The sequence below is a fragment of the Thorsellia kenyensis genome (assembly GCF_042432445.1).
Taxonomy (GTDB): Bacteria; Pseudomonadota; Gammaproteobacteria; order Enterobacterales; family Thorselliaceae; genus Thorsellia; species Thorsellia kenyensis.
The window spans coordinates 89,419-104,604 of sequence record NZ_JBHLXE010000070.1; the positions used below are offsets into that span (position 1 = coordinate 89,419).

The window sequence follows — 15,186 nt, forward strand, 5'->3', positions numbered from 1 at the left end:
ATTATCGTAAATTATATAGACTTAATGGGTTCGGTTCGACTATGAAACATAAGTCAAAATAGAAATGAATATCTCATCTAAACTTATTCTTAGCTTCTCAGATAATTTAAGGTATTCATTTCACCCTAAAAAGGCATCCTTGAAGAAGAAATCAACTATGGAACATATTATCTTTTGGTTAATTGTCATTGGCTTGTTGTTACTTATTGTGCTTGGTATGGCAATTGGTGTAATGTTCGGCAGAAAACCTATCGCTGGTTCATGTGGTGGTATCAGTGCGCTTGGCTTACGCAAAACAAGTAAATGTGAATTTTGTGGCAATGACCCAACACAGTGCAAAAATAAAAAATAAATTCTAAAAATCAGTTTAATTGGCCTGATTATAAGATTGTAAATTTTTAACTTTTACCTAATTGACGTTTAAGATGGGAGCAGCATGGTTTTTGACCCGAATAAATACCCTCTACTTGCAAATGCAAAGTATCCTGACGCACTAAAAAAAATCCCAATTGATTCGCTAAATCAGCTCAGTGATGAATTAAGAGATTTTTTATTACACTCTGTCAGTCGCTCAAGTGGCCATTTTGCCTCAGGTTTGGGTGTGGTAGAGCTGACCATTGCGCTTCATTACGTTTACAATACACCATATGATTATTTAATATGGGATGTAGGTCATCAAGCCTATCCTCATAAAATATTAACAGGTCGCCTAGACAAAATCAGTTCCATTCGCAAAAAAGAAGGAATCCATCCTTTTCCTTGGCGCGAAGAGAGTGAGTATGATGTTTTATCTGTAGGTCACTCCTCCACCTCTATCAGTGCGGCAGTCGGCCTAGCTATTGCGTCTAGAAAACTTAACACCAATAAAAAAACTGTCTGTGTTATTGGCGATGGAGCTATCACAGCAGGCATGGCATTCGAAGCAATGAACCACGCGGGTGATATTAAACCTGATATGCTGGTTATTTTAAATGATAATGAAATGTCGATTTCAGAGAATGTAGGTGCTCTTAACAATCATTTAGCCAAATTATTATCAGGCGATTTATATAGTCGACTCAGAGAAAGTGGCAAAAAAGTACTCGATACTTTACCTGATTTATCCGATTCTCCCGTCCCTTTGCCTCCATTAAAACACATCATTAAAAAAACTGAAGAACATGTAAAAGGTATGGTTGTTCCAAGCGCACTTTTTGAAGAGTTAGGTTTTCATTACACAGGGCCTATTGATGGACATAATGTAGAGCTTCTCGTATCCACATTGAGATCATTGAAAGAAAAAAAAGGTCCTCAACTCTTGCACATTATGACCAAAAAAGGCAAAGGCTACGCACCTGCAGAAAATGATCCTATTCGTTTTCACGCTGTTCCACAATTTAACCCCTATGAGGGATTATTACCTAAAACTAAACCAAAAACCAAGACATACTCTGAAATATTTGGCGATTGGCTTTGTGAAGTGGCTGAAAAAGATAAAAGCATTATGGCTATTACGCCTGCTATGCGCGAGGGCTCTGGACTGGTTCGTTTCTCAGAACAATTTAAAGACCGCTATTTTGATGTTGCAATTGCTGAACAACATTCGGTCACTTTTGCAGCTGGGTTAGCAATTGCGGGATTAAAACCCGTTGTTGCTATTTACTCAACGTTTTTACAGCGTGCTTACGATCAAGTTATTCATGATGTCGCCATACAAAATCTTCCTGTCTTATTTGCAATAGATAGAGGCGGTATTGTCGGCAGCGATGGACAGACACACCAAGGTGCATTCGATCTCTCTTTTCTTCGTTGCATCCCTAATATTGTCATAATGACACCGAGTGATGAAAACGAGTGTCGATTATTACTTCAAACAGGTCTTTATCATAATGGACCAGCTGCAGTGAGATATCCTAGAGGTAATGGCCTAGGCGTTGAGTTGGCCCCCCTTGCCCCATTAGAAATAGGTAAAGCGAATAAAATTAGGTCAGGAAAGAAAATTGCAATTCTAAATTTTGGCACATTAAAGTCACAAGCAATGGTTGTTGCAGATAAACTTGATGCAACGCTGGTTGATATGCGTTTTGTTAAGCCACTAGATGAATCATGCATCATTGATTTACTCAATGATCACTTATTGTTAGTCACCCTAGAAGAAAATGCTATCGCAGGCGGTGCGGGTAGTGCTGTGAGTGAATTCCTTCACTCACAAAATTTCCATACTTCTATATTGCATATAGGGTTAACTGACGACTTTGTTCCCCCAGGTGAACAAGACGAAATCAGACAGATGCTTGGATTGGATGCTAAAGGCATAGAACTAAAAATCGTGGCTGCCTTTAATGCTTTATAATAATAAAACTGTTTATGTACTGAATTAGTTCTTCTTAGGGATTTATTATTACTCCCTCACTTTTTTTGAGCTATACTTACATATCTATAGCTTTTAACTGCGTTTTCCTATGAGGTCATGCGATGAAAACAACGCTAACTACTGAGAATTTAAAGTCTGATATTTCTACTCCTCGTTACGTTCTTACCATACAATCCCACGTTGCTTATGGCCATGTGGGTAATGCGGCGGCAACTTTTCCAATGCAACTATTGAAAATACAGCCTATCGTTATCAATACGGTTCAGTTTTCAAACCATACAGGTTATGGTGAATTTAAGGGGAAAGTATTTAGTGCTGCTCACATAGAGGATGTCCTTTTAGGGCTTGAGGCCAGAGGAGTGCTAAATCAATGTAACGCAGTATTATCAGGTTATTTAGGTGATGCTGCTATTGGCGATGTGATTTTAGATGCGGTCAAAAAAATAAGACAATCTCAACCGCAGATGATTTATCTGTGCGATCCTGTGATTGGAGATGTAGGTAGAGGAGTATTCGTCAGACCTGGTATCCCTGAGTTTTTAAAAACACAAGCCATCATGCAAGCGACAATCATCACCCCGAATCACTTTGAGTTTGAACTGATTGCGAAAAGAACATTTACTACAGTGGATGAAGTGATATTAAGTGCAAGGAAATTGATAGATCAGAGTCAATATTTAGAGGCCATCGTAATTACTAGCTTAAAACTGCCTGAATTACCTAATGACAAACTTGAAACGCTATTAGTTACCAAAGAAAGTGCTTTTTTAGTTGAAACACCCTACCATGATTTAAACCCTTTACCCAACGGCATGGGAGATACTTTTTCTGCAATTTTATTGTCTCACATACTAAATCAAATGCCAATTCATAAGGCATTAGAGCATGCAGTGAGCAGTCTTTATGCTCTAGTTACCCATACAAAGCAAGGCGCAAGAGATTTACCTTTGATAGATCATCAAACAGATATTCACTTACCTAGTACTTTGTTTACTAGTCAATCTATTTAGCCTCTAATGACTAACTTTGCTTAATTCTCACTCCCCTACCTTTAGCTTAAAAGCAAAAAAGGATCTTAGGGGTATTTTACTAAGCCCGTTTAAATCGTAAACTTTCAGGAAGCCAGCGTTCTATGAGTGCGTATGCTTTATTTGGTTCCTCGTCTAATAACCTTATAGCGACTGTTTGTGCATAAGGGATCAGAGTTTTATCTCTGATTAAGTCCGCCATATGAAAGTTCAGAGCGCCTGTTTGCCTCGTTCCTAAAATTTCTCCAGGCCCACGAATAGCTAAATCTTCTTCCGCAATAAAAAATCCATCATTACTTTGTCTTAATACTTGTAATCTCCTTTGTGACGTTTTACTTAACGGCGTTTTATACAGTAACACACAATGAGAAGCCACACTGCCTCGACCCACTCGCCCCCTTAATTGGTGTAATTGTGCTAATCCTAAGCGTTCCGGATTTTCTATTACCATAAGGCTAGCATTAGGCACATCCACCCCAACTTCAATCACGGTGGTTGCAACTAAGCAATCATATTCTTGTGCTTTAAAGGCAGCCATTAGCGTTTGTTTTTCGGAGGCTTTTAATCGACCATGAATAAGCGCAATTTTGAGTTCTGGTAACATATCTTGCAGTAATAAATACGTTTCTTCAGCTGCCTGTGCTTCTAGAACTTCTGATTCATCAATAAGAGTGCATACCCAGTACACTTGTCTTTTTTCATTCAGACATGCTGCACGAACTCTATCGATTATTTCATCACGACGGCTATCAGGAATAGCTACCGTCGTAATGGGGGTTCTACCAGGAGGTAATTCATCGATAATGGACGAATCTAAATCAGAATAAGCAGTCATCGCTAGAGTTCTTGGAATAGGTGTTGCAGTCATAACTAATTGATGAGGATAGATATCTCGGTCTATTCCTTTTTCAAACAGCGCCAATCTTTGTTGTACCCCAAAACGATGCTGTTCATCGATAATAACTAACCCCAAGCGCGCAAATTGTATTTGCTCTTGGAAAATCGCATGGGTGCCTACAACCATTTGTGCTTGGCCTTTGGCTATCGCCTCTTCTTGCTGTTTACGCATTTTGCCCTTTTGTTTACCGGCAACCCATCCTATTGAGATCCCAAGTGGCTCAAACCATTTAGAAAAATTATTGGCATGCTGTTCTGCGAGTAATTCTGTAGGAGCCATCAGTGCGACTTGAAAACCTTGCGCTATCACATCTATTGCACTTAATGCAGCGACCAAAGTTTTTCCTGAGCCTACATCCCCTTGTACTAAACGGATCATTGGAGTATTTTTAGATAAATCTTCTGCTATTTCTTCAGCAACCCTTATCTGAGCATGAGTAGGCTTAAAAGGCAATCCGTTCAAGAACATTTTTTTTAGTTTTGAATTTTTTTCTATAGGATAGGCTTGTAACTTTTTCGTTTCTTTTCTTGCTAATAGCATACTTAAGTGATGCGCTGTAAACTCTTCAATAATTAGACGCTTCTGTGCTGGAAATGTGCCTTTTTCAAACTGTTCTAGTGTCATTTCTACTGGAGGTAAATGCATTAGAGTTATCGATTCAGCTAATGAGGGCAATCCCATAGCAATGTCATTGGGTAATAGTTCGTCAAGCGGAGTTGTTTTCAGTAGGGTGAGAGCTTGGTGGGTTAACTGCCTTAATTGATTCTGATTAACCCCTTCTGTTAAAGGGTATACAGGGGAGAGGGTTTTCGGCAATTTATCCGAATCAACAAACGCTTGCGTCGTAATTTTATACTCAGGATGAATCATCTCTGGTCCGTACTTACCAGGACGAACTTCCCCAAAAGCAATCACAAATTTACCCACTTGCATTGCCTGCTTCTGCCCAGCAAAAAAATTGAAAAATCTCAAATTAATGACACCTGTTCCATCATTCACAGAGCAAGTTAAAATGGCACGTCTTGCATAAGTCACTTCTGACTGAACAATCTCACCAAAAATTGTAGCATATTCCAATGGCGACACCTGTCCCACTGGTGTAATTTTAGTTCTATCTTCATAGCGTAAAGGTAAATGGAACAACAAATCTTTTACGGTAAGAATATTTAACTTATTGAGTTTTTTAGCCAGAGCAGGCCCTACCCCTTTTAAGGCATGCAATTCAATACCATTGAGAATAGTCCCCAGTTTTTTCATCCAAATCCTTTTAATTTTTTAGAGTCTGTCTATCACGCTTTTTTATCTTTTAATGGGTCAGCATTCACAAAATATATAATTAATTGCGGTTTCTACTTACCTTAATCACCTCAGGAGAAATTCTAACTTTGCGCATAATATTTGCTAAATGCACTCTATCTTTAACCATGATATGCATATAAATAATATAAATTCGTCCCTCTTTTTCTTCAGTATTTAAGTGTACAATGTTTGAATCAGCTCCACTTATTATAGAAATTAAATTGGCCAGTGCACCTTGCTGATTAATCAACTCAATTTTAAGTTCAGTGACAAACTCTTGGGTTTGCTCTTTATCCCACGCAACTTCCATAAACTTATCATTATCTTTATCCGATTGTCTAAAGTTTCTACATCCTGCATGATGAATGACAAAGCCTTTGCCTGCACTAACATGCGCAATAATGGGATCGCCTGGAATAGGTTTACAGCATTTCGCAAAATTAAGCAGAATTCCACTAGCTCCCTTAATCGGTAAAAGTCCATCAGTGTTACCGTTGCTATAACCAGGTTCAAAATGTTCAGCTTCGCCTAATAGATGTTTGGCAATAACAACATTCATTTGATTTCCCAAACCAATTTCTGCGAGTAAATCATCCAATGACTCTAATTTTAAGCGAGAGAGTTCTTTTTGTAAGATATCTGGTGAAACATCATGAATATTAATCGTATCCCCAAGAGCATGATTAAGCATTCTTCTACCAAGAACTATTGCTTCATCTCGATTAAGATTTTTAACCATCTGCCTTATTTTTGCCCTCGCTTTAGAACTTACCACAAAATTTAGCCATGTGGCATTCGGTCTTGCTCCTGGAGCTGTAATGATTTCAACAGTTTGACCGTTTCGAAGCGCTTGCGATAAAGGATAAGGATTTCTATCAACCCTTGCCCCAACACAGGAATTACCAATGTCTGTATGGACTGCATAAGCAAAATCCACTGCTGTTGCTCCTGCTGGTAACTCAACAATACGACCTTTAGGGGTAAATACATAAATTTCATCAGGAACGAGATCAGATTTGACACTTTCTATAAATTCAGAGCTGTTACCTGCACTCTGTTGCAACTCAATGATACTTTTAAGCCACTTCTCTGCTCTTACTTGAGCTGTAGTTCCTTGTTTTTGTGAAACATCAACGCCGTCTTTATAGGCCCAGTGGGCTGCCACTCCCATTTCGGCCATCTGATCCATATCCTCAGTTCTAATTTGTACTTCAACAGGCACGCCATGAGGGCCAATTAACGAGGTATGCAAAGATTGGTAGCCATTTGCCTTAGGAATAGCTATATAATCTTTGAATCGACCAGGCTTAGGTTTAAATAGCCCATGTACCTGCCCAAGTACCCTATAACAGCTCTCAATATCTAGAACTATTACTCTAAAAGCATAGATATCCATTATGGAATGAAATCTCTGTTCTTTTAATTGCATCTTAAGATAGATTGAATAAATGTTTTTTTCTCTTCCAAATACCCGGCATGCAATACCATTTTCATCTAAACGCCCTTTAATTTCATCAAGGATACGTTGAATCATCTCTTTGCGATTACCACGAGCAGATTTAATTACTTCTTTGATCACACGATACCTATTAGGGTATAGCGCTTCAAATCCAAGATCTTCCAATTCAACTTTAATATGCTGGATTCCCAATCTATGGGCTAGAGGACTATAAATTTCTAGCGTTTCTTTGGCAATTCGTCGACGCTTATCTGGTCTCAATGATCCAAGCGTTCTCATATTATGGGTTCTATCTGCTAATTTAATTAAAATCACCCGAATGTCTTGGACCATTGCCATGATCATTTTGCGAAAATTTTCTGTTTGAGCCTCTTTCTTGTCTCTGAATTTTAATTTATCTAGTTTAGAAACTCCTTCGACTAACTCAGCAACACTCTGGCCAAAGAGTTGTTTCATATCATCAAAAGTTGCGTCTGTATCTTCTATCACATCATGTAATAAAGCCGCCATCAACGTTTCAACGTCAAGATTCATCTCAGCTAAAATTGAAGCGACAGCCACCGGATGAGTAATATAAGGTTCGCCACTTGAACGTGTTTGCCCATCATGAGCATCAAATGCTACGAGGTAGGCTTTATAAAGCTTCTTAATTTGATCTTGAGAAAGATAATTTGATGTAATCGATTGCAGAGGATAAAAGTAGTCCAAGTTAAAATCCTATTGTGATTTAAGCATAATTAATATTTAGTCGGGAGAATAGTCCCCAACTTTTTTGTCTAACTTTTTACCATTCAGTAAAGTTGAATATCATTTATTGTTCAGCAATTAAAATATACAAGACAACAAATAGATTTTAAGTGTCTTAATATTAGCCCTTTTTTAATTAAAAGAATAACAAAAGCTATGATAGAATTCATCTCATTTTAAGGCATTTAAACGCTTAAAGGCAAAATTATACTCAAAAATTAGATGAATGTTTGCATTTCAGTGTTTTTATTCCCTATAATCTTCCGTTTATACTCAATAATCTTTTTTTCGAGACAAAAACTATGACTGAGCAGCTACAAATTTTACACGCAATTATATTAGGTATTGTTGAAGGTTTGACTGAATTCTTACCTGTTTCCTCCACCGGTCATATGATACTGGTTGGTCATTGGTTAGGATTTGAAGGTAAAGCTGCAGAAACCTTTCAAGTTGTGATTCAGTTAGGTTCTATACTTGCTGTGGTTTGTGTTTTTTGGAAGAGACTATTTGGGTTAATTGGCATTCATTTTGGTTCTAAACCTGCGCATGTCAGTAATGGACATTTTAGCTTGTTACACCTTATTTTAGCTGGAGCACCTGCTATCGTACTAGGCTTGCTCTTGCATGACCAAATTAAGTCACTTTTTTCATCTAACTTAGCAGTCATCTATGCACTTGTCGCGGGTGGTGTGCTATTAATTATTGCAGAGGTATTTAAACCTAAAATTGAAAAAGTTAGAACAATCGATGAAGTAACTTATGGACAAGCATTCATTGTGGGATGTTTCCAATGCCTAGCACTATGGCCAGGTTTCTCTCGTTCAGGTTCGACAATCAGTGGTGGGATGCTTCTTGGAATGAATAGATATGTGGCGGCAGAATTTACTTTCATTTTAGCCGTTCCGATGATGATGGGCGCATCAGCATTAGATGTATACAAAAATTATCAATATTTGACTTTGGATTTATTACCTGTTTTTGCTTCGGGTTTTATCACTGCTTTTTTAGTCGCATTGCTTATTATTAAAACCTTTTTAGCACTAATCAAAAAAATAAGCTTTATCCCCTTCGCTATTTATAGGTTCATCATAGCCGCAGTGGCTTATTATGTGTTTTATTATAATTAATTTACTTAAAGGCATATAATTATGAAGGCAACAATTAGCAATGTTGCCGATTTTTTTATGCTTGGGTTATCAAAAGTTACTGAGATATTAAGAGTTGATAGATTTATCAAAATCAGCCACATTACCTATCTTAAGCTTCTTCATATGTCCGATGATATTGTGATATTTTAATTAAATAAATTTGATTTGATTTGATTTGATTTGATTTGATTTGATAATATTTTATGCCTAATTAGTCTCATAATAAACTTTTTTGCGCGGTAAGTTTTAGTTACAAAGCTAGCATAGATAAAAATTTATTGTAAAAAATGGATATTTTCACTCTCATTGAAAATGAACATAACAGACGAACTTGTCAGCAATTTATCTAGTTTTTTTCCGCTTACAAGAAGAGCTAACACATCCATTCTGCAAATTGGGCTAAATCAAGCACCTAATTCAATAAATTTTAAGCTGGTACAGGCTCATAAATAGGTAACACGACCGTCATTCTTAATCCACCTAAATGACTTTTTTCTGCTTTAACTCTGCCATTATGTTGCTCAACAACCGCTTCAACAATTGCTAGGCCGAGACCTTTCCCTCCAGACTCTCTATCTCTCGCTTCATCTGTTCTATAAAATGGCCTAAACAAATGTTCAAGTTCATTTTCTTTTACACCTGGCCCATCGTCGTCAACAGTAATAATTATTTCCTTACCATCACTGGCAAATCCTACTTCAATTTTTCCATAGGAATATCTGAGTGCATTTCTAATAATGTTTTCAATCGCACTTTCAAGGGCATTAAGAACCCCATAAATCATCCAATCACCAATATCAGAAGTTAATACCAGACATTTATTTTTCTGCTCGGCTTCAAACTTAGCATCATCAATTACATTGTGCCAAAGCTCTTGAGCGGTAATTTCTTCACGTGAAAGCTCTTCACTATATTGTTTACGTGATAGTTCTAGTAAATCATTGATCATCAAATCTAAGCGCATAGTTTCCATTTCAATACGATTTAACTCTTCTGTTTCACCGTTTTTGCGACGCATTAATGCACTTGCTAATTGTAATCTTGTAAGAGGAGTCCTTAGTTCATGAGAAATATCAGACAATAAACGATGTTGTACATTCATCATTTTCTCGAGAGATTGCACCATATGATTAAAACTGCGGCCCGCCGCAAAAAACTCAACAGGTCCTGACTCCAGTTCTGGACGAATAGAAAGATCTCCTTGGGCAACTTTATCTGCAGCCAATTTTAATCTTCTCGCGGGTTTAGCTAGACTCCAAGAGAGCCACAATAAAAGGGGAGTACTGACCAACATGATGACTAAAAGTAGCAAAATAGGATCATCAAAAAGTTGGCTTAAAAAGGCAGATTGAGAATCACTGATTTGACGAATCATATAAAGCAGGTAGACATCATTTTCATCATTTACAAGAAAAGGTCCTATCAATTCTCTTTTGTCATAGCGCTTTTTTTTAGGTGATTCAACATCATTAGATACTCCAATGAAGTGGCGTATTAACTCAACGTCTGTTCTTTTAGCACCAATCAGGAGTCCTTCACTATTAACCAAAAATAAGTTAACTTCTGGAAGTTTAACGCTATTAACAATTCTTGCCAATTTTTCAGTCCAAAAGGGCTGATTATTTGGTTGTTCATCCAACGTAGCCTCAAGTCGCTGTACCATCAGCGACCCTGTCGTGTTTTCTTCTTCCTCGATGGTTTTAATGTTCCTCATATCAAGTTTGGGAACAAATAAAACCATCAATACTACCAGTACTACAGTAAACCAAAAAATCGCAAAGATTCTCGCAGAAAGGTGGTTGAACATATAAATATCTAACCTACTGCAACCATTAAATAACCTCTACTACGCAGTGTTTTAAACCAAGGTAGACCATCTTTACGATCAGGTAGTTTACGTCTTAAATTAGAGACGTGCATATCAACAGCTCTATCAAACGGACTTAGTGGTTTTCCTAGTACTTCCATACTCAAATCATCCCTTGATACAACTAGCCCAATATTTTTGGCTAAAAGATAGAGTAGAGTGAATTCGGTCCCTGTCAAATCAAGCACCTGATCATCAAACCGAGCTTCCTGACGACCTGGGTAAAGAGTTAAACCATCAATTTGAATTACGGGAGAAACATCATCAGAACTTGAATGGTCTTGACTTTGATTTTGTCCATCAGTCCAAACAGAACGTCTCAATAACGCACGAATTCTTGCTAATAGCTCCCTATCATTAAATGGTTTAGCTAAATAGTCATCAGCTCCAAGCTCAAGACCAAGAACTCTATCGAGCTCCCCACCTTTAGCAGTCAGCATAATGATAGGTATAGTATAATTTTGTCTGATTTCTCTTAGAGCATCGAGTCCATTTTTGTTAGGCATCATAATATCGAGCAATACCAAGTGTACTGAATCGTCCAATTTTTCTAATGCCTCAACCCCATCATGGGCAACAACGACTTGAAATCCATCGAGTTCAAGAAGCTGTTTAAGTAAACTGGTAAGTTCACGATCATCGTCAACTAGCATTATTTTGTTCATAAGTTATCCTTACTGAAATGAGCATCTGTTATAGAGATGCAATACATAACTATAATGTCATCATCCTCTGATGCACTAAATACAAATTTTTCTATATCATACAACATTATTTGAACTAAATATCGACAATAATACTAGAAACTGTAACATTTTATTTTAAACAAATAAATTTATTTTTTTAGAGAAAATGTAACTATCTGAAACTATTTGAAACTTCTCAGCGCTAAAATGTTATCTCTCTCATTTGAAGCTTTTAATGACTATAAAAACATCCATTTTTAACGCTAAACACACTAAAATCTTTTTGCACATTAAACATGTTAATTAAGTCAAGCCTTAATGCAGTAATACAGACCTGAGCACTTTGTTCCAATAGTGATTCAGCAAGCAGTGTTTGCCTTTTAGTATCTAATTCAGAGCTAAAATCATCTAACAGAAAAAGGCAATTCTTTTCATTATTTCTAGCAAAAAAATCACCTTGGGCTAACCTCATAGCGCACATAAGCAGTTTAAGCTGCCCTCGAGACAAAACTGACTCAACAGGTAATTTATTGATAGTTAATTTTAAATCTGCTTTATGAGCGCCAAAGCTCGTATAACCTAATTGCTTATCCCTTTCAAAAGATTCACTTAAAAGGCCGTCATATTCATATTGTACATTCCAGCCAGGGTAATAATTAAAATCTATAACGTAGCCTGGTAAAAATTTTTCAAGATACTCTTTAATGATAAATATTAGGGTATCGCAATATGATTGTCTCATATAATGAATAGTATATGTATATTTTACCAACTCTTCATCCCAAATTTGAATATCCTTATAGCGGTGATGTTGTTTTAAAGCTGCATTCCTTTGTTTAATAAGGCGTTTAATATTAAACCACGCCTCAAAAAAATTAGGGGTATGATGAAATACGCCCCAATCTATAAATGCACGTCTAAATTTAGGCCCTCCATCAATTAGAGAGAATCCTTCTGGTGTGATAAGTTGGATAGGGAGATTTTTGGCTAAATCAGCTATTTTACAAGCTGTGACTTCATTAATTTTAACTTTTGTCTCACCTTGTCTATCTTTACTTAGTCCTATTTTTACACTATTTGATCTATTATCAAAAAGACTTGCATGCAAATAAAATGCTTGAGCATCATGATGAATAACTCTCTGAGTCATTGAAGTTCTGAATGCTCTGCCATGACCCAATGTATAAATGGCCTCTAACAGACTTGTTTTGCCGCTTCCATTATCTCCAACAAAAGCATTTATACCCGGATTTAATCTGATATCTGCATCAATAATATTTCTAAATTGATTAATCATCAACCGTTCAATTAACAAATGAATACCTTATTTAATAATGAGAGATATTAGTAGATGGTAAGTCTTAACAAACCATTAATATAATACAATATTTAACCTATAATTACGATAAAATTAAGCAAGTGGATCATTGAAAATAAGAATTTAATTCATTTTTCATGTATAATTCTTTGAATAACATTTTACAGGACTTTTAGTCTAACATTTACCTAGATTATTCTCTTATTAACACATAAAGTAAATAACTTATTTAACTTAAAAACACCCGAAATTATGACTACTGAATCACTTTATACCGCCAATTCGATTGAAGTATTGAACGGCCTTGAACCGGTAAAACGCCGACCTGGTATGTATACTGATACAACTCGCCCTAATCATTTAGCACAAGAAGTAATTGATAACAGTGTTGATGAGGCATTAGCTGGCCATGCGAATCTTATCGAAATCACCCTGTATCCTGATCAAACTCTTGAAGTGAGAGATAATGGTCGAGGTATGCCTGTAGATATTCATCAAGAAGAAGGGGTAAGCGCAGTTGAATTAATTATGACTCGCTTGCATGCAGGAGGGAAATTTAGCAATCAAAACTATAAATTCTCTGGTGGACTTCATGGCGTCGGTATCTCAGTAGTTAATGCATTATCAACCCGAGTTGATGTGGAAGTCAGAAGAGATCAAAAAATATATCACATCGCCTTTGAGCATGGTGAGAAAGTCAGTGAATTAACATTGATTGGTGCATGCCCCAAAGATGAGAAGGGTACAATGGTTAAATTTACTCCTGACCAAACATATTTTGATTCCCCCAAATTTTCAATCCCCAAATTACTCCATAATTTAAAGGCTAAGGCTGTTCTGTGTCCTGGAGTTGAAATCAGATTCAAAGACGTAGCAAGTGAAACAGAAGAAAGTTGGCGTTATGATGATGGACTGAATGAATACCTTACAAAAGCAATTGAAGAGTATATTACACTCCCCGAAACTCCTTTTGCAGGTAGTTATAATGGTGAATTAGAAGCTGTTGATTGGGCTTTATCTTGGTTACCCGAAGGCGGTGAATTAATCACTGAAAGTTATGTTAATTTAATACCGACTCCAGTGGGTGGAACTCATGTTAACGGGCTAAGACAAGGGCTATTTGACGCAATGAGAGAGTTCTGCGATTTTAGAAATTTACTACCACGAGGTGTAAAGTTAAGTGCTGAAGATGTTTGGGATAGATGTGCTTTTGTGCTTTCCCTAAAAATGCAGGAACCTCAATTCGCTGGACAAACGAAAGAACGACTTTCTTCAAGACAAGCTTCTGGCATTGTGTCAACCATCATTAAAGATAATTTCAGTATTTGGTTAAATAATAATACTGAAATCGCTGAAAAGTTAGCTGAGATTGTTATTCTAAATGCTCAAAAACGTCTAAGAGCTTCTAAAAAAGTAGTACGCAAAAAATTAACCAGCGGGCCGGCTTTACCAGGTAAATTGGCAGATTGTTCTTCTCAGGATTTGAGCATGACAGAACTTTTTTTAGTCGAAGGAGATTCAGCTGGAGGATCTGCCAAGCAAGCAAGGGATAGAGAATTTCAGGCAATTATGCCACTTAAAGGAAAAATTCTAAACACTTGGGAAGTGTCCTCTGATGAAGTACTGGGTTCTCAAGAAGTCCATGACATTTCTGTTGCTATAGGAATAGATCCAGATAGTGAAGATTTATCCGGTTTGCGTTATGGTAAAATTTGCATCCTTGCGGATGCGGACTCGGACGGATTGCATATAGCCACTTTATTGTGTGCTCTTTTTATGAAACACTTTAAAAAACTAGTTGAAAATGGTCATGTGTATGTTGCTATGCCACCACTTTATCGTATTGATTTAGGCAAAGAAGTTTTTTATGCCTTGGATGAAGAAGAAAAAGATCACATCCTCGAGAAACTAAAACGCAAACGAGGAACACCTAATGTGCAACGATTTAAGGGCCTTGGTGAAATGAATCCCCTGCAGCTGCGTGAAACGACGCTAGATCCGAATACAAGACGATTAGTTCAGTTAACTTTAACCGCAGAAAATGAGGAAAGTACTCACGCTATCATGGATATGCTACTCGCTAAAAAAAGAGCCGAAGATAGAAGAAATTGGTTACAAGAGAAAGGTGACAAAGCAGATATTGAACTATAATTTTTATATTGAGTACTTCTGCTTAAATACTATTTCACAGTACTCTCTTCTTGATCTATCAGGAGATTGTATACATTTAAGGTGAATTAGCGCATTTTAAATACAAGACAAATAAATTCATTGAAAAATTTATATAAGCTCAGTTCATCTTAGTAAGAAAGAACAAAGTAAGCATCCGAGGAACGCATCTAGAGTAAGCCTATAAATTCACTAAAATAAGCATAGTTTCAAC

The 15,186-nt window shown here is 36.8% G+C and carries 11 protein-coding genes; 6 read left to right on the forward strand and 5 right to left on the reverse strand.

Going from position 1 to position 15,186, the window contains the following annotated elements; genetic code table 11:
- Positions 1-157: 157 nt before the first annotated feature.
- The 3 genes from nqrM to pdxY all read left to right on the forward strand — a co-directional run bounded on the left by nqrM (position 158) and on the right by pdxY (position 3,363).
- Entirely contained in the window at positions 158-352 is a 195-nt protein-coding gene (gene nqrM / locus ACFFIT_RS06215) for a (Na+)-NQR maturation NqrM (RefSeq protein ID WP_385876781.1), read from the forward strand.
- 84 nt (positions 353-436) lie between these two features.
- Entirely contained in the window at positions 437-2,332 is a 1,896-nt protein-coding gene (dxs, locus tag ACFFIT_RS06220) for a 1-deoxy-D-xylulose-5-phosphate synthase (RefSeq protein WP_385876782.1), read from the forward strand.
- Between the two features lie 122 nt (positions 2,333-2,454).
- Positions 2,455-3,363, forward strand: a complete 909-nt coding sequence (pdxY, locus tag ACFFIT_RS06225) for a pyridoxal kinase PdxY (protein WP_385876783.1) — start codon at positions 2,455-2,457, stop codon at positions 3,361-3,363.
- A 79-nt stretch (positions 3,364-3,442) separates the two neighbouring features.
- On the opposite strand, the gene recG is transcribed toward pdxY, so the two are convergent.
- Both recG and spoT read right to left on the reverse strand, forming a co-directional pair.
- Positions 3,443-5,536 carry an ATP-dependent DNA helicase RecG gene (recG, locus tag ACFFIT_RS06230; protein WP_385876784.1) on the reverse strand — a complete coding sequence of 698 codons (2,094 nt, stop codon included), beginning with the start codon at positions 5,534-5,536 and terminating at the stop codon, positions 3,443-3,445.
- Positions 5,537-5,615: 79 nt separating this feature from the next.
- A complete protein-coding gene (gene spoT, locus ACFFIT_RS06235; protein ID WP_385876785.1) occupies positions 5,616-7,745 on the reverse strand; it encodes a bifunctional GTP diphosphokinase/guanosine-3',5'-bis pyrophosphate 3'-pyrophosphohydrolase in 2,130 nt (709 codons plus the stop codon).
- Positions 7,746-8,086: 341 nt separating this feature from the next.
- Here spoT and bacA point away from each other — a divergent pair, with 341 nt between their 5' ends.
- Both bacA and ACFFIT_RS06245 read left to right on the forward strand, forming a co-directional pair.
- The gene (gene bacA / locus ACFFIT_RS06240) at positions 8,087-8,911 is read left to right on the forward strand and encodes an undecaprenyl-diphosphate phosphatase (RefSeq protein WP_385876786.1); all 825 of its coding nucleotides are present in this window, start codon (positions 8,087-8,089) and stop codon (positions 8,909-8,911) included.
- Positions 8,912-8,932: 21 nt separating this feature from the next.
- Positions 8,933-9,082, forward strand: a complete 150-nt coding sequence (locus ACFFIT_RS06245; RefSeq protein WP_385876787.1) for a hypothetical protein — start codon at positions 8,933-8,935, stop codon at positions 9,080-9,082.
- 277 nt (positions 9,083-9,359) lie between these two features.
- Here the strand turns inward: ACFFIT_RS06245 and cpxA are convergent, their stop codons facing one another.
- The 3 genes from cpxA to recF all read right to left on the reverse strand — a co-directional run bounded on the left by cpxA (position 9,360) and on the right by recF (position 12,800).
- Positions 9,360-10,739: an envelope stress sensor histidine kinase CpxA gene (gene cpxA / locus ACFFIT_RS06250; protein ID WP_385876788.1), complete on the reverse strand. Its 1,380-nt coding sequence runs from the start codon at positions 10,737-10,739 to the stop codon at positions 9,360-9,362.
- Between the two features lie 8 nt (positions 10,740-10,747).
- Complete coding sequence (gene cpxR / locus ACFFIT_RS06255; RefSeq protein WP_385876789.1) at positions 10,748-11,464, reverse strand: envelope stress response regulator transcription factor CpxR; 717 nt, start codon at positions 11,462-11,464, stop codon at positions 10,748-10,750.
- A gap of 253 nt (positions 11,465-11,717) precedes the next feature.
- A complete protein-coding gene (gene recF / locus ACFFIT_RS06260; RefSeq protein WP_385876790.1) occupies positions 11,718-12,800 on the reverse strand; it encodes a DNA replication/repair protein RecF in 1,083 nt (360 codons plus the stop codon).
- 255 nt (positions 12,801-13,055) lie between these two features.
- Here recF and parE point away from each other — a divergent pair, with 255 nt between their 5' ends.
- Complete coding sequence (parE, locus tag ACFFIT_RS06265) at positions 13,056-14,954, forward strand: DNA topoisomerase IV subunit B (protein WP_385876791.1); 1,899 nt, start codon at positions 13,056-13,058, stop codon at positions 14,952-14,954.
- Positions 14,955-15,186 lie beyond the last annotated feature (232 nt).